The organism is Kitasatospora sp. NPDC088134, assembly GCF_044741705.1.
Taxonomy (GTDB): domain Bacteria; phylum Actinomycetota; class Actinomycetes; order Streptomycetales; family Streptomycetaceae; genus Kitasatospora.
On the sequence record NZ_JBIUTD010000013.1, the window covers coordinates 139667 to 162651 of the forward strand.

Annotated in this window: 21 protein-coding genes, 1 pseudogene and 2 CRISPR repeat arrays (1 of these 24 cut by a window edge); of the genes and pseudogenes, 6 read left to right on the forward strand and 16 right to left on the reverse strand. The window is 74.0% G+C overall.

Annotated elements, in window-relative coordinates:
- Positions 1 to 322: direct repeats of the CRISPR family, unit length 29 nt; unit sequence CGGCAGACCCCCGCTCGCGCGGGGAGGAC; it begins 9 nt to the left of the window's first position.
- A gap of 21 nt (positions 323 to 343) precedes the next feature.
- The 8 genes from cas2e to cas3 all read right to left on the reverse strand — a co-directional run bounded on the left by cas2e (position 344) and on the right by cas3 (position 9725).
- Positions 344 to 664 carry a type I-E CRISPR-associated endoribonuclease Cas2e gene (gene cas2e / locus ACIOHG_RS21460; RefSeq protein WP_400952972.1) on the reverse strand — a complete coding sequence of 107 codons (321 nt, stop codon included), beginning with the start codon at positions 662 to 664 and terminating at the stop codon, positions 344 to 346.
- A gap of 40 nt (positions 665 to 704) precedes the next feature.
- Positions 705 to 1706, reverse strand: a complete 1002-nt coding sequence (gene cas1e, locus ACIOHG_RS21465; RefSeq protein ID WP_400952975.1) for a type I-E CRISPR-associated endonuclease Cas1e — start codon at positions 1704 to 1706, stop codon at positions 705 to 707.
- A complete protein-coding gene (gene cas6e, locus ACIOHG_RS21470; protein WP_400952977.1) occupies positions 1703 to 2359 on the reverse strand; it encodes a type I-E CRISPR-associated protein Cas6/Cse3/CasE in 657 nt (218 codons plus the stop codon). Before cas6e ends, cas1e begins: the two co-directional genes overlap by 4 nt.
- Entirely contained in the window at positions 2356 to 3144 is a 789-nt protein-coding gene (cas5e, locus tag ACIOHG_RS21475) for a type I-E CRISPR-associated protein Cas5/CasD (RefSeq protein WP_400953081.1), read from the reverse strand. The genes cas6e and cas5e overlap by 4 nt, the downstream gene beginning before the upstream one ends.
- Positions 3145 to 3164: 20 nt before the next feature.
- On the reverse strand, positions 3165 to 4325 hold the full coding sequence (gene cas7e, locus ACIOHG_RS21480; protein WP_400952980.1) for a type I-E CRISPR-associated protein Cas7/Cse4/CasC: 1161 nt from the start codon (positions 4323 to 4325) through the stop codon (positions 3165 to 3167).
- 73 nt (positions 4326 to 4398) lie between these two features.
- Positions 4399 to 5121 (reverse strand): type I-E CRISPR-associated protein Cse2/CasB, encoded by a 723-nt coding sequence (gene casB / locus ACIOHG_RS21485; RefSeq protein ID WP_400952983.1) that lies wholly within the window; start codon positions 5119 to 5121, stop codon positions 4399 to 4401.
- On the reverse strand, positions 5118 to 6695 hold the full coding sequence (casA, locus tag ACIOHG_RS21490; protein ID WP_400952985.1) for a type I-E CRISPR-associated protein Cse1/CasA: 1578 nt from the start codon (positions 6693 to 6695) through the stop codon (positions 5118 to 5120). Before casA ends, casB begins: the two co-directional genes overlap by 4 nt.
- A 222-nt stretch (positions 6696 to 6917) precedes the next feature.
- Entirely contained in the window at positions 6918 to 9725 is a 2808-nt protein-coding gene (gene cas3 / locus ACIOHG_RS21495) for a CRISPR-associated helicase Cas3' (protein WP_400953083.1), read from the reverse strand.
- Between the two features lie 343 nt (positions 9726 to 10068).
- A CRISPR array of direct repeats spans positions 10069 to 12721; the repeat unit is 29 nt; unit sequence GTCCTCCCCGCGCGAGCGGGGGTCTGCCG.
- Positions 12722 to 12862: 141 nt separating this feature from the next.
- Between cas3 and ACIOHG_RS21500 the strand changes: the two are divergent.
- Both ACIOHG_RS21500 and ACIOHG_RS21505 read left to right on the forward strand, forming a co-directional pair.
- Positions 12863 to 13063 (forward strand): annotated as a pseudogene (locus ACIOHG_RS21500) (helix-turn-helix domain-containing protein); the annotation flags it as partial.
- A 222-nt stretch (positions 13064 to 13285) separates the two neighbouring features.
- Positions 13286 to 14017, forward strand: a complete 732-nt coding sequence (locus ACIOHG_RS21505; protein WP_400953084.1) for a hypothetical protein — start codon at positions 13286 to 13288, stop codon at positions 14015 to 14017.
- A 314-nt stretch (positions 14018 to 14331) separates the two neighbouring features.
- Here the strand turns inward: ACIOHG_RS21505 and ACIOHG_RS21510 are convergent, their stop codons facing one another.
- The gene (locus tag ACIOHG_RS21510) at positions 14332 to 14544 is read right to left on the reverse strand and encodes a tyrosine-type recombinase/integrase (RefSeq protein ID WP_400953086.1); all 213 of its coding nucleotides are present in this window, start codon (positions 14542 to 14544) and stop codon (positions 14332 to 14334) included.
- A gap of 183 nt (positions 14545 to 14727) precedes the next feature.
- Between ACIOHG_RS21510 and ACIOHG_RS21515 the strand changes: the two genes are divergently transcribed.
- The gene (locus tag ACIOHG_RS21515; protein ID WP_400952987.1) at positions 14728 to 15003 is read left to right on the forward strand and encodes a DUF4235 domain-containing protein; all 276 of its coding nucleotides are present in this window, start codon (positions 14728 to 14730) and stop codon (positions 15001 to 15003) included.
- Between the two features lie 68 nt (positions 15004 to 15071).
- A complete protein-coding gene (locus tag ACIOHG_RS21520; protein ID WP_400952989.1) occupies positions 15072 to 15248 on the forward strand; it encodes a hypothetical protein in 177 nt (58 codons plus the stop codon).
- Between the two features lie 137 nt (positions 15249 to 15385).
- Here ACIOHG_RS21520 and ACIOHG_RS21525 read toward each other — a convergent pair whose 3' ends face one another.
- The 7 genes from ACIOHG_RS21525 to ACIOHG_RS21555 all read right to left on the reverse strand — a co-directional run bounded on the left by ACIOHG_RS21525 (position 15386) and on the right by ACIOHG_RS21555 (position 21930).
- Positions 15386 to 15679 (reverse strand): WhiB family transcriptional regulator, encoded by a 294-nt coding sequence (locus ACIOHG_RS21525; protein WP_400952991.1) that lies wholly within the window; start codon positions 15677 to 15679, stop codon positions 15386 to 15388.
- Positions 15680 to 15782: 103 nt separating this feature from the next.
- Complete coding sequence (locus ACIOHG_RS21530) at positions 15783 to 16859, reverse strand: TIGR03557 family F420-dependent LLM class oxidoreductase (protein ID WP_400952993.1); 1077 nt, start codon at positions 16857 to 16859, stop codon at positions 15783 to 15785.
- An 89-nt stretch (positions 16860 to 16948) separates the two neighbouring features.
- A complete protein-coding gene (locus tag ACIOHG_RS21535) occupies positions 16949 to 17326 on the reverse strand; it encodes an STAS domain-containing protein (RefSeq protein WP_400952995.1) in 378 nt (125 codons plus the stop codon).
- Positions 17323 to 18429 (reverse strand): B12-binding domain-containing protein, encoded by a 1107-nt coding sequence (locus ACIOHG_RS21540; RefSeq protein ID WP_400952997.1) that lies wholly within the window; start codon positions 18427 to 18429, stop codon positions 17323 to 17325. Before ACIOHG_RS21540 ends, ACIOHG_RS21535 begins: the two co-directional genes overlap by 4 nt.
- A complete protein-coding gene (locus tag ACIOHG_RS21545; protein WP_400952999.1) occupies positions 18426 to 20102 on the reverse strand; it encodes a PP2C family protein-serine/threonine phosphatase in 1677 nt (558 codons plus the stop codon). The genes ACIOHG_RS21540 and ACIOHG_RS21545 overlap by 4 nt, the downstream gene beginning before the upstream one ends.
- A gap of 176 nt (positions 20103 to 20278) precedes the next feature.
- Complete coding sequence (locus ACIOHG_RS21550; protein WP_400953001.1) at positions 20279 to 20863, reverse strand: TetR family transcriptional regulator; 585 nt, start codon at positions 20861 to 20863, stop codon at positions 20279 to 20281.
- 65 nt (positions 20864 to 20928) lie between these two features.
- Positions 20929 to 21930, reverse strand: a complete 1002-nt coding sequence (locus ACIOHG_RS21555) for an aldo/keto reductase (protein WP_400953003.1) — start codon at positions 21928 to 21930, stop codon at positions 20929 to 20931.
- Between the two features lie 153 nt (positions 21931 to 22083).
- On the opposite strand from ACIOHG_RS21555, the gene ACIOHG_RS21560 reads away from it, so the two are divergent.
- Positions 22084 to 22464 carry an STAS domain-containing protein gene (locus ACIOHG_RS21560; RefSeq protein WP_400953005.1) on the forward strand — a complete coding sequence of 127 codons (381 nt, stop codon included), beginning with the start codon at positions 22084 to 22086 and terminating at the stop codon, positions 22462 to 22464.
- Between the two features lie 62 nt (positions 22465 to 22526).
- Positions 22527 to 22979: an ATP-binding protein gene (locus tag ACIOHG_RS21565; protein ID WP_400953007.1), complete on the forward strand. Its 453-nt coding sequence runs from the start codon at positions 22527 to 22529 to the stop codon at positions 22977 to 22979.
- Positions 22980 to 22985: the final 6 nt, after the last annotated feature.

Here is a 22985-nt window from a genome sequence, read left to right on the forward strand (position 1 = left end):
CGCCCGCGTGGGGAGGACACCATCCGCCACCGCGCCGACCTGATCGAAAACGGCAAACCCCGCTCGCGCGGGGAGGACACGACCGGGATCTCGAACTCGACCCCGATGTTCGGCAGACCCCCGCTCGCGCGGGGAGGACGGCCACGCCGTCGGCCCCCTCGCCACCCACAACGGCAGACCCCCGCTCGCGCGGGGAGGACGCCAGCAGCAGGCCCGAGGCGGAGTTGGCGCCCGGCAGACCCCCGCTCGCGCGGGGAGGACAGCCGAGGGGCAGGTGGGCGGACCCGTCCGTCCGGCAGACCCCCGCTCGCGCGGGGAGGACCCTTTTGGACCTGCACCTTCTCTAGGCCTTTGCCGTTTCTTGGCCCTCTGGTGCGGTAGCTCGGGTTTGGGCGATGAGGAGCAGCCCATCGAAGTCGACGGGCCGGCGTCGGTGGGTTCCTGCTGTCCGCAGTGCAAACCCTTGTTCGTTCGCAGCGGGGTGGACGAGTACGGCGACTCCGTCCGCGATGCAGTTGCTGACGGATGACCAGAGTTCTTCGCGGACCTTGGCGGAGATGGTGCCGACGTACAGCTGGGGTGTGACTTCGAGCAGCCACCGCGTCAGCGCGCCGCGCAGGTGGTCCGGAACGGCGGTCATGGACAGGACGGTCAGGGACGCCACGGCAGCTCCTCGGGTACGGCGCCACCGGCCGGGATGCGGTTCACAGTGCGTCCCCGGTGGAGTAATTGACGCCGCCGGGGACGACTCCGATGACCGGGTCCCACAGGTCGACGAGTTGTTCGTCCGGGTCGGGGGCCACGATCGCGGTTCCGGGAGCGAGCAGGCGCTGGACGTCGGTGACGATCCTGGGCAGGAGTTTGAAGAGGCGCAGGCCCTCTCTGAAGCCGCGGCGGGCTTCGGCTTCGGGTTCGGTGGAGGAGTGGAGGGAGAAGGCCAGGGGGATGGTCAGTTCGGCCTTGTAGAGGTCGGCGATGTCGTAGACGAAGGCCTGCTGGTTGCCGCTGTGGACGAAGCCGAGGGCGGGTGAGCAGCCGAGAGCGAGGATCGCGGCGTGGACGATGCCGTAGAGGCAGGTGTTGGCGGCGGACAGGGCGAGGTTGACGGGGTCCTGGGTGTCCCAGGAGTCGGGGTCGTAGTTGCGGCGGAAGCGTCCGATGCGGTGCTGCTGGGCGAGGAGGCGGTAGTGGGCCTTGACGCGTTGGCCTTCCAGGCCGCGGAGTTTGTCGAGGTTGATGTCGGTGGGCAGGTCAGTGTCGCCGAAGCGCCGGCGGTACATCGCGATGGCGACGGCCATGCGCCGTTGATCGTCGGCCCAGGCCCGGGCTTGGCGTTCGAGCCAGGTGGTGCTGAGGGATTCGGGGAGGGTGGCGGCGTAGCAGCGCACGCCGCCGGAGCCGGCGACGAGGACGGTGGTGCCGTGGCGGGCGAGGGTGGCCAGGGCGCGGGCGGTGATGGAGGTGCCGGGGCCGAGCAGGACGCAGCTGAGGGCGGCGGTGGGGAGGTGGACGGTTTCGGTGCCGCGCCGGGTGGTGCTGATCTCGGCGCAGACGCCGGTGTCGTCCTGGACGATGCGGACGAGGTCGAGGTAGAGGAAGGAGAGGGAGTCCGCGATGCGGGGCAGCATGGCGACGGTGGGTGCGGCGAGTCTGCGCCGGGCACCGGTCGGGTTGCCGGCACTGCTGCGGGGGCGCGGGGGCGTCATGAGGGCTGCCGGCGGGGGGCGATGCTGAGCAGGCCGCAGCCGTAGGCCTTGCCGCGGCCGATCCCTTCGCGGATGCGGGTGCGCAGGAGGTCGGGGTCGGTGATGTGGGCGGTGCCTTCGAAGAGGGTGCGGGCGTGCTGGACGCGCTGCTTGTCCTGGCGGCGGTGGCCGGTGGCGGCGTCCAAGGGGGTGGAGTGCAGGGTGGCGAGGGCGAGGCCGGAGGTTTCGGCCTGACGGGTCCACCATTCGTCGGCGTGGGCGCCGGTGAGGGGGACGACCTCAGGGAGGTGGTAGAGGGCGCGGGTGGTCGCGCCGGGTTTGCGGACGGCGTTGGCGGCGATGCGGTAGCACACGGGCAGGCCCTTGCGCAGGGCGTCGAGCAGCGGGGTGAGGGGTTTGGTGGCGACGGTGCCGTAGCCGGTGGGGAGTTGGGTGAGGTCGGGTTCGCGGTTGCTCTGCAGCAGGATCTGCTCGCCGTCGCGACCCGTCTCGGTGCGGAAGAGGATGCCGAGGTGGCGGCGGGGTTCGGTGCTGGGGACGTCGTCGGGGAACAGCGACATGATCCGGTGGTGGAGGTTGACGGCGTCGCTGCCCTCGGAACGGGCGTCGCGGTGTCGCTGGTCGGGGATGATGCGGGTCAGCCACAGGGTCATGCCGGTGAGCCTTCGGGACGGGGCGAGCAGGGGGCGAGGTAGCTGGCGAGGGCCTTGAGGTGGTCGGCGCCCAGGCCCTGGCAGCGTTCGGCGGGCAGGTGCAGGGTGCGCTGGTAGCGGGAGCGGCTCTGGTAGGCGCGGCGCTGGGGGTGGAAGTTCAGCGGCTGGTCGTTGACCTGGCCGACCGCCTCGCTGCCGCTGTCGGTGCCCTCGACGGCGGGTGACAGGTGGGTGAGGGGCCGGTCGCCGTGGAAGAGCACCGGCACCGTGGCCGCGGTCCCCTTGCGGGCCCGGGCCAGCGGCAGCTCCACCAGGTGGCGGTGGACGTCGTCGAACTCGCCCAGCAGCAGCGGCCCTTCGGGCGGGCAGGAGCGCCGCCCCAGGTACGGCGGCCAGTGCGGTGCGCGCAGTGCGGCGGCGCAGGCATCCAGGACGTCGGCGGGGCCGGTGAGCGCCGCGGTGAACACGGCGTCCGCCAGGTAGTAGCGGTGGGAGAGCAGCGTCGCCGCGGCGGCGGGGCGCTTCTTGCCCTCGGCGGTGGTGACGGTGTGCCGGGCGGGGAGTCCTCCGCCGACGGTGTGCAGGTCGCGCAGCACCACTCCGGGCCGGTCGGCGCGCACGGTCAGCGACAGGCGGGCCAGGTCGCCGATGTCCTCGCCGCGTCGGCGGCCGAGCGCGCAGGCGAGCAGGCCAATCACTCCGGAGCGGGTGGGGAAGGGCGCGGTGTCGCGTTCGTTGAACTTGCTGCGCTCGCCCCAGGACTGCAGCGGGCCGGCCAGCCGCATCAGCAGGCCCGCCTCACCGCTCACCGGTCCGCCTGCGGGTAGGCGGCGGCGATGGCGGCGGCGATCAGCGCGGGGAAGGAGGCGGCCCGCTCGCCCAGTTCCTTCGGGCTCTTCGCGTCGGTCCCGGCCCAACCCGCCGAGATGACGCCGCGGTTGCCGAGCAGCGTGTTCGCCACCGCCGCGTACTCGGCCAGCGCGGTACGCGAGGGCCCGGAGTAGCCGCCCTCCCGGCCGGCCCGGACCGGCTTCTCGAACGCGGCGGCGAACGACAGCGGCCGGTCCGAGCGCACCGCGATGTGCACCAGGTCGGGGATGGTGTGCGGCGCGGTCGCGGTCTTCTTCGCCTGCGGCAGCGACAGGACGAACGCCTCCACGAACCCGGCCGCCAACTCGCGCGCGGCGACCAGGTCGCCACCGAGGTTGTCCGCCAACTCCTTCAGGTCGATCGTCGCGAAGCGGTAGAACACGCCGGCGGAGAACTCGGCGTGCCCCATGTGCGCGCTGCCGGTGGTGTCGTTCCAGAAGTCGGTCACGTCGTCGACGGCCGAGAAGTAGTCCAGTTCGATGTCGGTGCCGTGCGCGGTCAGTGCGTGTGCGACCTGTACCGCTCCGTCCACGCCCGCGTCGTCGACCTCGGCCAGCATCCGCCCGAACAGGTTGATCACTCCGTTGCGCGAGCGCAGCACCGCGTCGATCCGGTCCTTGGGCAGCACACTCTTGTCGTTGGACTTCTTGATCTCCTTCGCCGCCTCCAGTTCGGTCCGGAACTCCTCGGCCAGGTCCGCGAGTTCGGCGACCGCGGTGTGCGGGACGTACACCATCGCGTTCGTCGTCACCGTCGCGCTGTCGGCGTCGACCTCGAACTTGATGCTGCTGCCCGCCGCCACGTGCTGCCCGGCTCGCGCGGCCAGGGGGCCCGGCCAGCCGCGCTCCTCCTCCAGCAGCCGCGCCACCCGCTCGCCGATCCGACGCGTCCGCAGCGCGGCGTCCCCCATCGCCTCCTGGAAGTACGTCCGGGCCGCGCGCTTCCACGACTGGCTGCTCACCCGGGTCCGCTCGGTCCCGCCGTACGAGACGGTCTTCACCGAGTTGTTGTCGTCCCGGTTCAGGTTCGCGAACGGCACGCTCTGCACCACGTGCACGTCCACGAACCGCGCGACCGCGTCAGCCTTCGTCACCATGCTCTTCTCCTCGTTTCTCGTCGTGAATCCGTAGGGGATGGGTCCGCCCGACGGGCGGTGCCCGGCCTTGCGCCTACTGCTCGCGGACGCCGTCGTCCGCCGCGTCGTCCGCTTGCTGGGCCTGCTTGACCTTCTCCGGATCGAGTTCCCGGTAGAAGTCCTGCAGCCAGCGCCGCTTCACCTCGCCCCCGTAGCGGCGCCACCGGCACAGGTCCGCCAGCAGCAGGGCCCAGTCCACCCGTGCCCCCGCTTCGCGCAGTTGCCTGACGGCCCCCGGAAGGTGCCGGTGCAGGCCGTCCACGCTCTGGCGTGTCAGCAGGTTCAGCCGTGTCTCCGCCGAGGTCTCCCGCACCCCGTCGGCCTTCACCGCGTCCGCGAACGTCCGGCCCAGGCTCTGCCGAGGCCGCCGTGCTGGGGGCGTTTGGTCGTCCGGCTGCCCCGCGGCCGGACCGTCCGGGGTGCTCCCGGGAGCTTCCGCGGCCCCGTCCTCCGGGCCCGCGGGCACCGCGTACTGGCTGCGGCGCTGGGCGGCGATCATCGCCGCCACCGTGTAGTACGCCCGCTGCACGTCCTCACCGGCGTCGGCGGGCAGCCACCGTGCCACCAAGCGGTGCATCGAGGGCACTTGGTCCAGTCCCTTGCCCGCGCCGCGTCGCAGCGCCGACCGCACGCCCGGGTCCGTCGCGCAGCGCTGCTCCACCCACGCGGTGAACGCCTCCGCCCTGCTCGGGCGTGCCTCGTCGGCCTTCACGGAACCGTCCGCCGGTTCCTGCTCGATCAGCACCGCTTCGCTCACTTCGCCACCGCCTTGCTCGCACTCCGGCGGGCCGGACCGCCCGCCGCCGCGGCGGCGCCCTTGCGCCGACCGCCGTACAACTCGACCCGGGCCGCCTCGCAGGCCCGCGCGCCCCGCACCGACGCGACCGCCCGTACGGTCACCGCCTCGAACGCCTCCTCCGCGAGGCGCCGGAACACCGCCCCCGCGCCGTCGAAGTCCCTTCTGCCGAACCGCGCCCAGAACTCCGCCTCCGCGGCCGGCCAGTACCGGGCGCCCGCGTCCACCGCCCAGGAGCAGTCCTTCAGCTTCGGGGCGTCGGTGCACTGCTGCCACGCCTTCTTCGCCGCCAGCTCCAGCCGCCGCCCGTACATCTCCCCGACCGCTCGCAGTTTGCTCACCAGGACGGCGGAGTCCGGGGCGCGGCGCTCCGACAGGCCCAGCACGGGCGGCGTCGACGCGTCGACGAACTGGACGTCCTTCGCCTGGCCGTCCTGCTCGAACCCGAGCGCCCGGACCCGCAGCCACTCCGAGACCTCCGGCGCGGTCCGGAACACCTCCGGCCGCTGCGGCCGGCTGTCACCCGGCAGCTCGCTCAGCAGCAGCGCGTCCACGTCCCGCCACAGGGCGCGCCCGGAATCGGCGGGCCGCGGGTAGGAGTTCCCCTCCTTCGACAACTGCCAGATCAGGTAGGCGTCCCCGTCCCGCGCCACCTTGTCCCGCCACGCCCAGGTGATGAACGCGTCCGTGACGTACCGCCCGCTCGCGTCCGGGACCAGGAGCAGTGCGTGCTGCGAACGGCCCGTCAGTTCCGAACAGGGGCCGGTGAGTTCCGGAGGAGGACCCGTCGGGTCACCGAGCTCGCGCTCCCAGGCGCACAGGTCGCGGTCCCGTCCGACCTCGGACGCGGGTTCCGGCAGACCGGCCATCAGGGTCTCGAAGATGCTCACCCCCTCGGGGTGGTAGGAGAGCGTGCTGCGCAGCGGGCCGGCCTTGGCGTCGGCCGCCTTCACCGTGCCGACCGTGCGGCTCGAACAGCGGCCCGAAGGGCCGTAGTAGTGCCACACCAGCAGGTGCAGGACGGCCTCCGCCGCGGACGGCTGCACCGGTGCACGTGCGTCGACGTGCTCGAACCAGGCGTGGTTGTTGCCGGAGGGCCTGGTGGTCACCAGCTTGTCGACGCCCGCGGTGTTGCCCGGGTCGCACTGCGCCGTCAGCCGGGGGTCCTGGAGGAACGGACGCCGAGGGTCGAACAGGTCGAAACGGTGGCGGTTGCCGTTCACGTACTTCTCGACGTCGGCCGTCTCGAAGCGGCCGACGTCGAAGACGTCGGCCCGGCGGTCGCCCCACTCCCCCGGGCCCTGCTCGTCCAGTCCCGTCACGCGCGCCGTGATCGCGTAGAGCACGCGGTACAGGGCCGACAGCGCCGGAGGCAGGACGACGGTGATCGCCTCGATCTCGTCTGCGCGGAGCAGGAGTTCACGCAACCCCACCGCGGCGGGTTGCTCGCCTGCGACCGGGATGTCGATCCGCCAGCGGACCGGGATCCACGGTTCGTCGAACAGGTTGTAACTCGGTGGTGCGGTGGACGGCATGAGGTCTCCGAGAAGAGGTGACGTCTCAAACGGGCGAACATGCGCGGATAGGCTCTGGCTGCTCCCCGCGACGAGCGGGGGTGAGCCGTCTGGCGGCTGGAACAGCCGGACGGAGCGCACTGTCCCCGCGCAAGCGGGGGTCAGGCGGCGGGTGGGCGGAAGGACTTCGTCCACCCGCCGCCGTCAGGACCGACTCTAGAGACAAGTCTGGTGGCTGTGTGGCTAGTTGGAGGAAATTCCGACATCCGAGAGCTCCAACTCCCGTCCTCCGATCCGGCACGTCCACCGTCCGTCGCCTCCCTGGCGCACCGGCAGCAGCACCGATCCGGCGAGGACGGCCCACCGCTCCCAGGCCGTCGGCACGGTGTGCTCCTCCGCCCTGCCCCGAACCCACCCGCCGGGAATCGGCACCGAGCGCCGCATCAGCGCCGCCACCCCTTCCCGGTCCACCCGGGAGCCGCTCCCCCAGCCCGGCACCGGCACCCGGCCCGCCTCGTCCAGGCTCGCCCCGCCCTCCGCGTCGACGAACACGCACACCGCGCGTGCTCCGTCCGCTCCCAGACGCGTCGTCAGCAGATCCTCGGCTCCCGCCACCGTGGACGACAGCCTCGACCAGTCACCCCCCAGGTCGAGCGGCCCCCTGACCTCCACGACACGGGCCAGCTGCTTTTCCGCCGCCTCCGCCGCCAACCGGGCCGCGTCCCGGCGCTCGAAGTCCGCCCGGGCCGACTCCGCCAACCGCGCCCCGAACGCCTCGGCATACACCTCGTCGACCAGCCGCTGCACGTCGCCCGGCACGGCCACCTCGTCCACCCCCGCCAGGAGCGCACTCGTCCGCATCAGCAGCGCCGGGTCGTACACCTGCCCCCACGAACCCGGAACCGCCAGCTTGCCCGAAGCGCCGTCGACGGGTTCCAGCACCACCAGCCGCAGCTCTCCGTCCGCCCATGCCGGCCGCACCTTCCGCTCGTGCCGCCACCCGCGGCCCGCCCGCTGCAGCAACTGGGCGAGCGGCGCGAGATCGGACACGACCAGGTCGAAGTCCAAATCCAAGGACTGCTCCACCACCTGGGTCGCCACCAGCACCCCGGCCGCCCGCACCACGTCGGTGGGTTCCCCCTCCCCCGGTTTCCCGAACGCACGCTCGCACTCCGCCGAGATCCGCTCCCGCTCCTCCGCGGGGAACCGCGAATGCAGCAGGCGCAAGCCGCCCTCCCGTTCCGCCAACTCCGGGAACCGCCGTTGCAGGTAGCGGTAGGTCCGCTGCGCCTCGTCCACGGTGGTGCAGCACACCAGCACGCACCCGCCGCCCGTCGCGACGGGCGCCACCAGTTCCGCGAGAGCCTTCCGCCGGGACCCGGCCCGCGGAACGCCCTCCTCCTTGACGTCCCACTGCACCGGGCGGCGCTCCACCGCCAACGTCCGGGCCCGGTCGCTCTTCACCTGCCGGGCCGAGGAGACCGCACCCGTCCTCCCGTCCACGTACAGCCACCCCGGGTACCGGGGGTGCACGTCCACCTCGTCGACCGCACCCGCGCCCCGGCGGTACGCCGCCACCAGGGACCCGGCCGCCGCCCCGGTCAGCGTCGCGGACAGCAGGACCACTGGGGCACCCATCGCCCCCATCCACTCCAGCAGCCGCACCAGGAGGCTGTGCATCCACGGCCCGTACGCATGGGCCTCGTCCACGACCAGGACCTTGTTCGCCAGACCGAACAAGCGCAGGAACCCGTACCGGACCGGCAGAACCCCCGTCAGTGCCTGGTCGATCGTGCCCGCCCCCAACGGGGCCAGCAGGCCGCGCATCGGCGTCCGGAGCCACTCGCCCGCCACCAACGCCACCGCGTCGTCGGAGGCGAACCCGTCGCGGGTACCGCCCGCCCCGCCCGCGTACCACGGGCTCAACCACGCCATCGCGTGCAGCAGCGCCAACGACCGGTCACCCGTCACATGGGCTCCGGCGAACTCCGCGACCCGCCGGTACATCGCGTCCGCCGTCGCCATCGTCGGAAGCGCGAAGTACAAGCCTCCCGACCCGGCAGCCCCCGCCAGCACCGACGCCCCGAACAACGCGGCCTCGGTCTTCCCGTCACCCGTCGGTGCCGTCACCACCAGCATCCCCGACCCGTCCACCAGCGGGGGAAGCCGCTCGGCGAGATCCCGCTGCAAACTGTTCGGCGGGAACTTGTCGAACATCTCGCCGAACGTGCGCTCCGGGAACCCCGCACGCCCCAGCCCCGCCTCCCGGACCCACTCCGGGGCCTCCGCACAGGCAACGGCGAAGTGCTCCCGCAACGCCTCGTCCGTCGCCTCCCAGCCCTCGGCCGGGATCCGGGGCTCGATCAACTCCACCTGACTCGCCAACCAGTCGGACACCACCACCAGCCCCGCGACCAGCACCGCAACCCACCCCGGCAACCCCTCGCCGGGCACCGCCGACGCCTCGACCACCCTGCGCACCGCCTCGGCGTGCGCCACCCGCTGACGGTGCCAGCCCTCCGCGCTCCCCAGCCCCGGCCGGTAGCTCGCCGCGTGGTCGACCTCCTTGCGCTGCAACACGGCACCGAAACACCCGTGGTGCCCACCGAGCAGTTGAGCCACCTGGTGCGCCGCCGAAGCCCGCATCCTCCCGCGAGCACCCTGCGGGTAGCCCCACGCCTCGAAGACCTCCACCAGCCCCCAGTGGGTGGCCACCTCGTGCGCGAGCCACTCCCCCGAACCTGCCTCCGCGAACAGCGGATCATCCGCCAACGGGGCGGCCGCAGCCTTCGACGATCCCTGGAACCCCGGAACGATCTTCCCCACGTCATGCAGCCCCGCCCACAGCATCACCAGCCGACGAGCTCCCTCCTCGTCCACTCCCAACGAATCAGCGATCCGGCCCCTCGCCGCACCGCTCAGTACCCCGTCCCACAGCGCCCCTGCCACGGCCGCCGTATCCAGCAGGTGACAGACCACTGGGTACGCACGCGAGAGACCGCGCTGCTTGCCCCACAACCGACGATCCACGGGGGCACAGCGCCCCTCCATCGCGACATCATTCACGCTCAGGTAGATATCAACTACAACTGACAAAGCACTTCCTGACGGCCAGTCACCAACGAGAAAGCCGGAGCGGTCAGCGGTTGAACCGCCTCGCAACCAGGCCAGTCCTCCGCAGGCCACACCCCGGCACGAACAGACCGCCGACTGCCGGGTGCCCGCGCTCACCCTGCGGGGAGTGCCCCGCCGGCCGACCGGGGAGGGTCGCTTCAAGACGTCTCACCGCGATGCCGCGCTGGACCTACTACGCTGCCCTTGGCGCCCGAACATCTCCGCCGACCCGAATCGCAAAGAGATCGCAAAGGCCCCGCAACGTCGCAGGTGGCGAAGGGTCCTCCCCACGCGAGCGGGGGTCTGCCGCTGGACTACCTGCGGGGCAAGACCAAGTCCGGGTCCTCCCCGCGCGAGCGGGGGTCTGCCGGCACCCGCCCGCCCAAGGCCCGGCTGGCGATGGTCCTCCCCGCGCGAGCGGGGGTCTGCCGGCCGAGGCCGCCGCCACCGCGCAGGCCGCCGCGTCCTCCCCGCGCGAGCGGGGGTCTGCCGGCCGGGTCCTCGTCGGTCCCCACGGTGTTCGTGTCCTCCCCGCGCGAGCGGGGGTCTGCCGTCACGTGAGACTAGCTAGTCACATGCGATAGAGTCCTCCCCGCACGAGCGGGGGTCTGCCGTCGGGGGTGTAGCGGATCTTGAGGCGGGTGGGGTCCTCCCCGCGCGAGCGGGGGTCTGCCGTTCCCCCGGCCCAACGGCGTGCCCGGCTGGGAGTCCTCCCCGCGCGAGCGGGGGTCTGCCGCAATTTCGATCGACGCCGTGCGCGTCCGTGGGGTCCTCCCCGCGCGAGCGGGGGTCTGCCGCACAGAAAGTGCTTGTCAGTGAAAGGGGTTGGGTCCTCCCCGCGCGAGCGGGGGTCTGCCGCCGGTGGTGATGGCGGTCGGCATGGCGGGTCCGTCCTCCCCGCGCGAGCGGGGGTCTGCCGCCGCGGGGCTCGCCCCAGACGGCGTTCGTGGCGTCCTCCCCGCGCGAGCGGGGGTCTGCCGCACGAGGGGAGCAGGCCGCTGGCGGAGGTGCTGTCCTCCCCGCGCGAGCGGGGGTCTGCCGTACTCGGTGCCGATCGGCTCGGACGGCCAGATGTCCTCCCCGCGCGAGCGGGGGTCTGCCGACGACGTTGCTGCTGGCGCTGCTGCACCGGCGGTCCTCCCCGCGCGAGCGGGGGTCTGCCGCCGCGAATCCGGATAGGCCCGAACCGCGACCCGTCCTCCCCGCGCGAGCGGGGGTCTGCCGCCGCGAATCCGGATAGGCCCGAACCGCGACCCGTCCTCCCCGCGCGAGCGGGGGTCTGCCCGTCGCCAAGCACTTCGTGGCGCTCTCCACCAAGTCCTCCCCGCGCGAGCGGGGGTCTGCCGGCGGTGTAGCCGGTGGCGCCCCACCAGGCGGCGTCCTCCCCGCGCGAGCGGGGGTCTGCCGATCCGGTGCGGTTCATGGCGTCGACGTCGGCGGTCCTCCCCGCGCGAGCGGGGGTCTGCCGGCGCGGCCGTCCCCTGGTGAGGCTCTTCCTGGGTCCTCCCCGCGCGAGCGGGGGTCTGCCGGACCAGGCCCCGCTGGCCGGCCGCTGGCCCGGGTCCTCCCCGCGCGAGCGGGGGTCTGCCGATCGCGTGGCGGTACGGCTCGAACGAGACCCCGTCCTCCCCGCGCGAGCGGGGGTCTGCCGTCGGCCCGGTGCCGGACAACCTGTACGGCGGAGTTCTCCCCGCGCGAGCGGGGGTCTGCCGCGTGCGGGTGCCGATTCGAGAGGACAGGGGACGTTCTCCCCGCGCGAGCGGGGGTCTGCCGGAGCTGCACCTGGACGCCGAGCAGCAGACGATGTTCTCCCCGCGCGAGCGGGGGTCTGCCGACGAAGCGGCTCCCCCGGCGGGTCGAGTGGCCGTTCTCCCCGCGCGAGCGGGGGTCTGCCGCCGTACACGGAGTGGGACGCGGACTTGGACCGGTTCTCCCCGCGCGAGCGGGGGTCTGCCGAGCATCCGGCAGGCAGCGGCGCTCGTCTACCCGTTCTCCCCGCGCGAGCGGGGGTCTGCCGTCGTGTTGACGGGTCAGGACGGGCCCGGTGATGTTCTCCCCGCGCGAGCGGGGGTCTGCCGGCCGCGTACACCCTGTGGCAGCAGAGCAAGTGGTTCTCCCCGCGCGAGCGGGGGTCTGCCGCAGACGGTGTACGTCGCGCCGGGGGTCAGGCGGTTCTCCCCGCGCGAGCGGGGGTCTGCCGGCCTGGCGGTCCTTGGGGACGCGCATGTCGTAGTTCTCCCCGCGCGAGCGGGGGTCTGCCGGCCGGCGGATCGGATACCGCGCCGAGGAACACGTTCTCCCCGCGCGAGCGGGGGTCTGCCGCCCGCCTACCTCCGCGCCCACCTCTGCGACCCGTCCTCCCCGCGCGAGCGGGGGTCTGCCGGGGTCGTGCCGGTCGGAGAGCCGGTTCGAGAGGTCCTCCCCGCGCGAGCGGGGGTCTGCCGTCCAGCGGCGAGGTGCCGGGAGAGGAGTAAACGTCCTCCCCGCGCGAGCGGGGGTCTGCCGTTGCCCGGGTGGAGGGGGATGGACCAGGATGGCGTCCTCCCCGCGCGAGCGGGGGTCTGCCAGTTCAGGGTGGGGCGAATCCCGGACCTTGGTGGTCCTCCCCGCGCGAGCGGGGGTCTGCCGGACCTGGACATGGAGGGCCTGCTGCCCCCGAGGTCCTCCCCGCGCGAGCGGGGGTCTGCCGGTGCCGTTGGGGTGGAGCGGGGGCTCGGTCGAGTCCTCCCCGCGCGAGCGGGGGTCTGCCGTCCCACCTCTTAAATGTGACGAGTGTCACGCCGTCCTCCCCGCGCGAGCGGGGGGCTGCCGTACAGGCCGCGCTCGTCGGTCTCCTGCAGCACGTTTTCCCCGCGCGAGCGGGGGTCTGCCGCAGGAGAGCAGGTTGTCGAAGTCGACCCAGTCGTTCTCCCCGCGCGAGCGGGGGTCTGCCGGACTACTGGCTGGTCATGGCCTAGTTGTACTGACCACGGAGGTTGCTGACGGGGTTCACGGCGTAGTGATCTTGAAATGAGTGAGGGCCTTCTGGCCTGGTGTGGATTGCGGCATCTGGACCGGCGACCGGAAAGGTCCTCATGCCACACCGTAATGCACCGCTGACCGAGACCGGACGCCTGCGTCTGGCCCGCTGCGGGGTCGAGGACGGCTGGCCACTGCGGCGGGCCGCCGAGCGCTTCCAGGTCTCGCCGACCACGGCCAAGCGGTGGGCCGACCGCTACCGCGCGCTCGGCGAGGCCGGGATGAGCGACCTTTCGAGTCGACCGCACCACAGCCCGTGTATCGGTACTGCGCGGGTTCTCACCACCGCAGGCACCGTCACATGTCCCCGATTGTCGAACCACCGACTCGGCCGATGTCCGTCTCATCCTTGCCCCCGCGACGGTAGGTCGAACGGTGGTCGGCTCCTTGATGTCGACCGGTGCAAGGAGGGTGGACCTTACGCGGCGGGGAATCCGCTGGTGAAAGCTGGGCCGCACAGGAGGAGAGGTTCCATGGACATGAGCAGGAAGACACCGGAGCACCGGGCAAGGGCACTGCAGCACTTCCCGCGCCATCAGCGGCGCGGCGAGGCCCGGCTGCCCGCGGTGCTCGCCACCCTGACGGCCGTGCTGCTCTACCTGGCGCTGCCGGAGCAACTGCTGTTCGTCCCGCGCTTCGTCCTGCCCGGCCTGGAACTCCTGCTGCTGGTCCCGCTGATAGCGGTCAACCCACGCCGGATGACTCGGCAGAACCGCTTCTCCCGGATCGTGTCGCTGACCCTGGTCGCCCTCATCGGCCTCAGCAACCTCGTCTCGCTCGGCCTGCTGGTCGACGCCATGGTCACCAGCAAGGCCCAGCAGGGCGGCCCGCTGCTGCTCGCAGCGCTCCAAGTGTGGGCCACCGGCATCATCGTCTTCGGCCTGGCGTTCTGGGAGCTGGACCGTGGCGGCCCGGTGGTGCGCACCCAGGCCGACCGCTCCGAACTGCCGCTCGCCGACTTCCGGTTCTCCCAGGACGAGAACGACGACGCCGTCGAGGAGGTCGCCGACGGCTCCTCCCGCACCAGCGACTGGGTACCCACTCTGATGGACTATCTGTACGTTTCGGTCACCAACTCCACCGCCTTCAGCCCCACCGACACCATGCCGCTCTCCACCCGGGCCAAGGCCTTGATGGCCGTCGAGAGCATCGCTGCACTCATCACCTCCCTGCTCGTCATCGCCCACGCCGTCGGCGTCCTCGACAAGTAGCCCGGCGTCCCGGCCCGGAACTCCGCCGGAAGGAAGCCACGCCCTGCTGCGGCCCGGACGGATGTTCGCCCGCCCCGCCGGGCTCAGCAGGTCCTGTGCGGCGCGGGGATCTCCGCCTTCCACCTGCTTCAATCTGAAACTGCTGATGAAGTCCACCCCTGCAGGTCGATGTGCAGTTCCACGGGAGCGGGCCGGGCGGCCAGCGTGCGCTCCGGGGCGGCGGGCCGACCGGAAGTGTCGTCCGCCCGAACCCGTCCTCAGGCCGTGCCACACATGTGTGGGGCCCGCCCTGACCGAGCGGACCCCACACATGTTCAGGCGACGAGGCCGAGATCAAGGATCTTGGCAGCCATCCCGATCGAGCCGGGCATGAGGTGCCGGTAGGTCTTGAAGGTGATCTCGATGCTGCGGTGGCCCGTCCACTCCGCGACGTCGGTGATCGGGATGCCGCGGCCGAGGCAGTTCGAGGCGAAGAAGTGGCGCAGACCGTAGAGGACCGTCCCTTGCAGCGCCTTCGCCCGGTGCACGTTCAGGGGTTTTCTCCCGGTGTCCATGCGGCGGCCTCCCGTTCGGTGCGATCAGCTGCCTTCCCGCCTGCCCCGCGCGCCCGCCCACGCATGGCGCCGCGCGCGGGCCGGTTTGCCTGCGGGGACCGGGGGCAGCCGCCCGGCATTCCCGATGACGCCGATCGAACAGGAACGGAGCGACGGATGAACGTGGCGGCGGTGGTGTACAAGCCGGTCGGCCTGGCGGTGGGGGCGCTGGGCGGCGTGCTCGCGGGGGCGGTGTTCAAGCGGGTGTGGCAACGGGTCGCGGACGAGGACGACACCCCGAACCCGACCGACGAGGATCGCGGCTGGCGCGAGGTGCTGACCGCCGCCGCCCTCCAGGGCGCGGTCTTCGCCCTGGTCAAAGCCGCCCTGGACCGCTCCGGGGCGACCGTCTGGCGGCGGGTGACGGGCACCTGGCCGACGGCCGGCCGCTGACCGGTGTGGGCCGGCGGGTTCGGGGTAGCCGCCCCGGGACCTTGACCGAGGATCGAGAGGAGTCCGCGATGACCACCCAGGACGGCAAGGACCGCGCCGCCGAGGACGCGCCCGGGGAGAGCGTGCGCGAGCGCTCGGCCGAGGAGCGCGAGATCACCGCGCCCACGCCCGCCGACGTCCGGGCCAAGGCCGAGGCCGAGGACGACGAGGAGGCACCCCCGGCGGCCGACGCCGTCGCGCCCTGAGCGGCGACCGACCGCACGACGGAGAGGCCCGGCCCCCACGGGGGTCGGGCCTCTCCCGGTGCGGCGGCCCACAGCGCGAAGGCCCGACCCCTGGCAGGGGTCGGGCCTTCGCGTCGGGTGGGTGCGGAGCGCGGTGCTCAGGCTGCCCGGGCCGGTTCGCGGTGGATCAGCAGGGCGCGCCGCTCGTCCTCGGTGAGGCCGCCCCAGACGCCGTAGGGTTCGGCGGTGGCCAGGGCGTGGCGCCGGCACTCCAGGCGGACGGGGCAGCCGGCGCAGACCCGCTTGGCGGCCTCCTCGCGCTCGCGCGCCTCGGCGCGGCCCTCGTTGGCGGGGCGGAAGAAGACGGCGCCGCCGACGGTGCGGCAGGAGCCCTCCAGCTGCCAGTCCCAGTGGTGAGCCTGTGCGCCGGGGAGACGGGAGACCTTGGCCACGACGGTGCCTTCCGTAGGGGGTTGGGTGATCACCCCGCGTCTGACCGGTCCGCCACGAACCATGCGCCTCCGGTCGGTTTTTCGCACGATCTCCACGTTCCGCTCAGCGGGTGGGCCTGAACTCCGGCCCGTCCGCGGGGCCCTTGGCGCGCTCGTCCGGCGCGGGTGCGCCCTCCGCCGTCATCCGGGCCTCGGGCGTCTCCACCGGGGCGGGGCCGCCGACGGACTCCCGCAGGGCGGGCAGCACGCGGTCCCGGTAGGCGTCGAAGAAGGCGTCCTGGTCGGGGCCGATCTGTCCGACGTACACCTCGTCGAACCCGGCCTCGGCGTAGGCCCGGACGGCGGCCGCGTGCGCGTCCGCGTCGTCGCCGCAGGGGACGGCGTCGGCCACCATCTCGCGGGTGACGAGTTCGCTGGCCTGCTCGAAGTGCCTGGGCGTGGGCAGGAGTTGGGCCAGTTCGCCGGGGAGCAGTTCGGTCGGCCAGCGGCGGTGCACCTCGTCCACGGCCTTCTCCCGGTCGGCGCCCCAGCAGACCTTGAGGCCGCCGACGACGGGTTTGCCCGCGCCGCCGCACGCGCGGAAGACCGCGACCAGCTCGGCGTCCGGCGCCATGGTGACGAAGCCGTCGCCGATCCGGCCGGCGGTCGCGGCGGCCTTCGGTCCGAAGCCGGAGACCAGGATCGGCAGCCGGCCCCGGGGCGCGGTGTAGAGGCGGGCGTTGTCGACGGTGTAGTGCGGGCCGCGGTGGCTGACCCGGCGGCCGGTGAAGAGTTCGCGCATCACCTCCACCGCCTCCTCCAGCATCTCGGCGCGCTCCTCGAAGGAGGGCCAGCGGTCGCCGAGGACGTGCTCGTTGAGCGCCTCGCCGGTGCCGACGCCGAGGGCGAACCGGCCTTCCAGCAGCACGCTGGAGGTGGCCGCGGCCTGGGCGGTGATCGCGGGGTGCAGGCGGACGGTGGGGCAGGTCACCAGGGTGGTGACGGGCAGGTCGACGGCCTGCGAGAGGGCGCCGATCACCGACCAGACGAAGGGGCTGTTGCCCTGCGCCTCGTTCCACGGGTGGAAGTGGTCGGAGATCGCCAGCCGGGTGAACCCGGCGTCCCGCGCCCGTTCGGCCTGGGCGATCAGTTCCTGCGGGGTGAACTCCTCGCAGGACAGGAAGTAGCCGTACTCGGTCATCACGTCTCCTCGTCCCGGCGCCCGCCGGTGTGCGGCGCTCCTCGGTCCCCCTCCCGCCGTCTGCCCGCTTTCGCGGGTCCTACCGGGTCCTACCGGTCGGCGGGGGCGGCGCCGGGCGCGGCGCCGGGGGTGTCGCCGAGCAGGTGGGCGGTGGTGCCGGTGAGGCGGAGCAGGCGGTCGAGGTGGGCGGGGCGGTGGTCGAGCAGCAGGAGCAGGCCCGCGGCGGCGGTGTCGCGGCGGAGCTGGAGCAGCGCGGACAGGCCCATCGAGTCGCAGAGCGTCATGCCGCCGCAGTCGAGCCGGACCGCCCCGGCGGCGGGGTCGGCGGCGAGGCGGCCGGCGACGTCCCGCAGCAGGTCCTCGCAGCTCTCGTGGTCGAGCTCGCCGTCGATCCGGACGGTGACGGTGGTGATGGCGGCGGCGAGGGTGGTGGCCGGGCGGGGTGGGGGGACAGGGCGGTCGTTCACGCGGGCGCCCCGGCGGGGCGGGCGGCCGCGGCGGTCAGCACGGCGACGCTGCGCGGCAGGTCGCGCAGCTGGTGGCGCAGGGCGGTGAGGGCGAAGACGAGGAAGGTGTCGGGGACGGAGCGGGCGAGCAGGACCTCCCTGGTCCAGTCGGTGAACGCGGTGAACAGGTCGGCGTCCCCGGTGTAGAGGGCGACGGCGAGGTGGTCGAGGATGTGCCCGAGGTCGTCCAGGGTGTGCTCGCGCTGGAGTTCGGTGTAGGCCCGGACGGGGGCGAACTCCCGTTCCAGGGCAGTCATCACGGTGCCGACCAGCTCCCGGGAGCTGCGGCTGACCAGGGTGTACTCCTGGTCGGCGAGGTGCGGCAGGTCGTCGACCGGCAGGTGCGGCCCGGCCGGCTCCGGGATGCCGCGGGCGAGCAGCTCGGCGGCCTCCCGGGCGTCGCGGGCCCAGGCGTCGGCGCCGAGCAGCCGGGCGTGCCGGCCGTCCGGTCCGAAGGCCGCGCCGCCGACCATGACGGGCACGCCGGCCGCCTGGGCGGCGGTGAGGGCGGTGTGCGCGGCGGGCAGCCGGGTGGCCAGCGAGGCGGAGAGGGCGAGCGCGTCGGGGGCGGTGCGGTGCAGGTGCGCGATCAGGTGCGGGGTCGGGCACTGGGCGCCCAGGTAGTCGACCTGCCAGCCGCGCAGCGCCAGCACCTCGGCGAGCAGCCGGGCCGGGAAGGCGTGCCACTCGCCGTCCACGCAGGCGACCGTGATCCGGCCGCGGCGGCGCTGCCCGGCGGCGGCGGACGCGGGGTGGGCGGCGACGGCGGCGACCACGCGTTCGTTGACGGCGGTGGCGGCGTGCTCCTGCACCACGCTGATCCGGTCGGCCGCCCAGGCGCGGCCGATCCGGGCCTGCAGCGCGCCGATCACGTCGAGCAGCAGCGTCTCGGGGGGCAGTCCGGCGTCGAGGGCGGCGGCGGCGAGGGCGGTGGCCCGGGCCTGGTCGCCGCCGAGCACGGCCTCCCACAGCTCCTCGTCGGGGAACGGCAGTCCCGCGCCGTCGGGGAAGGGCCGTTCCGTGCCGTCGGGGCGGGCGGCCCGGGTGGTCGTGGTGCCGGTCATGCGGTGCGTGCCTGCCCTTCGCGGTCGGTGGGCCGGGCGCCGCGGGCGGGCGCGGCGATCACCATCACCGCCATGTCGTCGTGCCGCCCGTCGCGCAGCCACTGCGCGGTGAGCATCTGGACCCGTTCCACCACCGCCTCGGCGGGCAGGCCCGCGCACTCGGCGAGCGCCCGGCCGAGCCGCTGGGGGCCGAACTCCTCGTGGCCGGTGGGGCCGCCCCTGGCCTCGGTGATGCCGTCGCTGTAGAGGACGCACGCCTCCCCGGGTTCGAGCAGCACGGTGTCGGTACGGGTGGTGGCCTCCGGCAGGACGCCGACGATGCTGCCCAGCGTGTCGGACTCGGTGACCCGGCCGTCGGCCCGCACCACCATGGGGGCGGGGTGCCCGGCCGCCGACAGCCGGACCCGCACCCGCTCCCCCTCGCGCCGCACCGAGGCCAGCACCAGGCTGGCGAAGCGGGTGTGACGGGAGGTCAGCAGCGCCCGGTTGAGCAGGTGCAGGACCCGGCCGTGGTCGTCGGCGAGCGGCAGCAGCGCGTGCAGGGTGTTGCGGACCTTGCCGGTCATCACGGCGGCCTCCAGCCCCTTGCCGCTGACGTCGCCGAGCAGGGCGAGGGTCTCGCCGCCCGGGTCGGCGGCGGGGTGGACGTCGTAGAAGTCGCCGCCGATCCGGTCGCGGTCGACCGAGGCCCGGTAGCCGCCGGCGTAGTCCACCCCGTCGAGGTGTTCGAGCCGGGGCGGGAGCAGTTCGCGCATCAGCAGGTCGGTGACGGCGGCCTGCTCGGAGTACATGACGGCGGCGGAGAGCGCCGCGCCGGCCCGGGCGGCGAACATCCGGGCGAAGACCTCCTCGTCGGTGGCGAAGGGTCCGTTGCCCGCCGCCCGGAGCAGCACCAGCGCCCCGGCCGGGACGCCGTGGCCGGGCAGCGGGGTGACCAGCACCGAGCCGACCCGGCCGAAGCCGTCCGGGACCAGCCAGGACGGGGTGGCGGCCGGGTCGATCCAGCGCGAGGGCACCGGCGGGAAGCCGCGCAGCGCCTCGGCGAGGCCGGGGACGTCGGCCGGGTCGGCCCGGACCTGGCCCCGGGTCGGGTCGCCCGCCCGCAGGCAGGCCACGAAGCGCAGGGTGCGGCCCGAGCCGGGGGCGACCAGCACGGCGGCGTCGGCGAGGTGCTCGGCGGCCTGGCGGGCCGCGGTCTCCATGATCCGGTCGGCGTTCAGCGAGGACAGCAGCAGGCCGGACAGCCGGGTCAGCAGCTCCCAGTCGCACGGGCCGCCCGCCGCCGACGGGGGCAGCAGCCCGGCGCAGCCCTCGGCGGCGACGAACCACCACACGGCGCCGCCGTCGGGCAGCGGCGAGGGGTGCGCCTCGACGGTGCCCGCCACCGGGTCGGCGTACCGCACCGTCCGGGCGGGGGCGCCGTCGGCTCCGGCTCCGTCCGGCCCGACCGGGCCCGGGTCGGCGCCGTCCGGAGCGTGGCGCAGCCGCAGGTGGGCGCGGCGCAGCCAGGGCGGGCAGCCGCCGTCGGCCCCGGCCAGCAGCCGGCGGGCGCCGGGGCTGGCGTAGCGCAGGTCGCCGTCGGGGCCGAGCACCGCGACCGGCACCGGGGCACCGGCCAGGAACTCCCAGTCCGCGGCCGCTGCCGGAGGGGCGGGAGAAGTCGAAAATGCCATCGTCCGGGCCCTGCCGGGCCCTCACCTCGCATCCGTGCTCCGCCACCCGCCCGCACCCCGGAGGGTCCGGCACGACCGACGTCTTCGGCGCCGCGCCCCCGCCTCCGTCGTACCGCGGAGCGGGCGGGCCGCACCCGAACCGTCATGGTAGCGCCGCCCCGGGAGCCGACGGTGCGTCAGCGCGGGGCGAGGCCGGCCAGCAGGAGGTCGACGACGGCGTCGAGGTCGGCGTCGTTGGCGGGGGACGTCCAGCCGGCGGCGTGGGCGGGGTGGTGGAAGCGGGCGGTGGCGAGGAAGACGGTGCGGCCGGCGGCGGCGGGGTCGGGGGCGGCGAAGTCCCCGGCGGCGACGCCCGCGGCGACGATCCGGCCGAGCTGGGCGGCGAGTTCGTCCTCGTGGGCGGTGACGACGCCGGTCGTCTCGGCGACCAGCGCGTGGAAGGTGCGCTGGAGTTCCGGGTCCTCGGTGGCGTAGCGGCGCTTGGTCGCGTTGAGGGTGCGGACCCAGTGGCGGAGCCGTTCGGGGGCCGGGAGGGCGGGGTCGTCGGCGAGCGCGGCCATCGGGGCCGAGGTGCGGTGCAGCCAGCGTTCGGCGACGGCCTCGCGGAGCGCGGCCTTGGTGGCGAAGTGCCGGTAGACCGTGCCGTGGCTGACGCCGAGCGCGCGGGCGACGTCCACCACGGTGGCCTTGGCGGGGCCGTAGCGGCGCAGGACGTCCTCGGCGGTGTCGAGCACCCGCTCGGCGGTCAGCTGTTCGGTCATGGTCCCGAGGTTATCGCCCGTCCGGGGCCCGGGGCCGCCGCCCGCGCGCGGCACCGGGCGGGGCTTCACCGCTCGCTGTCCAGCAGCCGCATCTGGGCGGCGTCGTAGCGCTCGCCGACGGCGGCGCCGGTCGGCACGGCGGCCTCGATCGCGGCGAGTTCGTCGGCGTCCAGGGTGACGTCGAGGGCGCCGAGGGCCTCGTCGAGGCGGTCGCGGCGGCGGGCGCCGATCAGCGGGACGACGCCCGCGCCGCGGTCGAGCACCCAGGCGACGGCGAGCTGGGCGACAGTGACGCCCTTGGCGTCGGCGATCTTCCGCAGCCGCTCGACCAGGGCCAGGTTGTGGTCGAGGGCGTCGCCGGTGAACCGGGGCAGGTGGGTGCGGAAGTCCCCGGCGGCGGTCTGCGCCCCGGCCTGCGGCTTCCAGTGGCCGCTGATCAGGCCGCGGGAGAGCACGCCGTAGGCGGTGACGGCGACGCCGAGCTCGTTCGCGGCCGGGAGGACGTCCCGCTCGATGCCGCGCGAGATCAGCGAGTACTCGATCTGGACGTCGGTGATCGGGTGGACGGCGTGGGCGCGGCGCAGCGTCTCCGCGCCGACCTCGGACAGGCCGATGTGCCGGATCCAGCCCTTTTGGACGAGTTCGGCGAGGGTGCCGACGACCTCCTCGACCGGGATCTCGGGGCTGAGCCGGGCCGGGCGGTAGACGTCGATGTGGTCGGTGCCGAGCCGCTGCAGGCTGTACGCGACGAAGTTCTTGATCGCGGCGGGGCGCAGGTCCACCCCGAGGAAGGCGCCGTCGGCGTCGCGCAGCGCGCCGAACTTGACGCTGATCACGGCCCGGTCGCGGTCGCGGCCGCGCAGTGCCTCCCGGAGCAGCAGTTCGTTGTGCCCCATCCCGTAGAAGTCCCCGGTGTCGAGCAGGGTGACGCCCCGGTCGAGGGCCGCGTGCACGGTGGCGATGCTCTCCGCCCGGTCGGCGGGGCCGTACATGCCGGACATGCCCATCAGGCCGAGGCCGAGCCGGGAGACGGTGGGGCCGGTGGTGCCGAGTTCGGTGTTCTCCATGCCTCCACTGTACGGGGTTGGGATGACAGATTTCAAAATCTGTCATCCCAACTTTGCCGAAGCTTGGGCGGCGGCCCGGCCGGGAGCGGTCGGCACGGCGGCGGCGGCCGGCATGACGGCGGCGGCCGCCCGGGAGCGCCTACCATGCCGGGCATGACCGATCACGTACGGAGCGGCTCCGGGGCGGAGCCGGAGGGCGTCGAGACGCTGCGGCCGACGGGCGAGCTCGACTGGGAGGACGGCCAGGAGTTCGTGCGGCGGCTGTCGGCCGCGGTGGAGCGCGCGCCCCGCCTGCTGGTGGTGGACCTCGCCGAGGTGACGTTCGCGGACTCCTCGGTGCTGCACGGCCTGCTGCTCGCGCACCGCCGGACGGCGGACGCCGGCGGGCGGCTGGTGCTGGCCGGACCGCTGCGCGAGCCCGTCCGGCGCCTGCTCGAACTGTCCTCGGCCGTCGGCTACCTGCACCTCGCCCCGGACGCCGCGGCGGCGCTCGGCGGGACGGCCGGACCAGCCGGGCCGGACCGGGCCGCGTGAGACCGCCGCGTCCGGGCATCCGGACCACTGAACGTCCGTTCCGTCCGATTCGAGGTCACCAGATGTCCCGTGCCGACACCGACCCGGCCCGGTGCCGCACACCGGCAGCGGGAGCGGCGGAGCCGCCGGTGCGGACGGCCGCGCAGGCCCGGGCGGCCGTCGCCGCCGTGCTCGGACGGCGCCCGGCGGCCGACGAGCGCCTGCACGGGGACGCCTGCCTGGCCGTCACCGAACTGGTCACCAACGCGATCCGGCACGCCGGGGGCGTGACCGGTTTCGCCGTCCGCGGCGAACCGGACGGCGGTCCGCTGACCATCGAGGTCGAGGACTCCGCCGACGCGCACCCGCACGGCGGCACCGACCTGCTCCAGGACCCGGCCCGGCCGGGCGGCCGGGGCTGGCCGCTGGTCCAACTGCTCAGCAGCAGCTGGGAGATCCACCCGCTGCCGGAGGGCGGCAAGCGCATCCGCGTCACCCTCGCCCCGACCGGCCGGCGCGGCGCCGACGCCTGCTGACGGTGC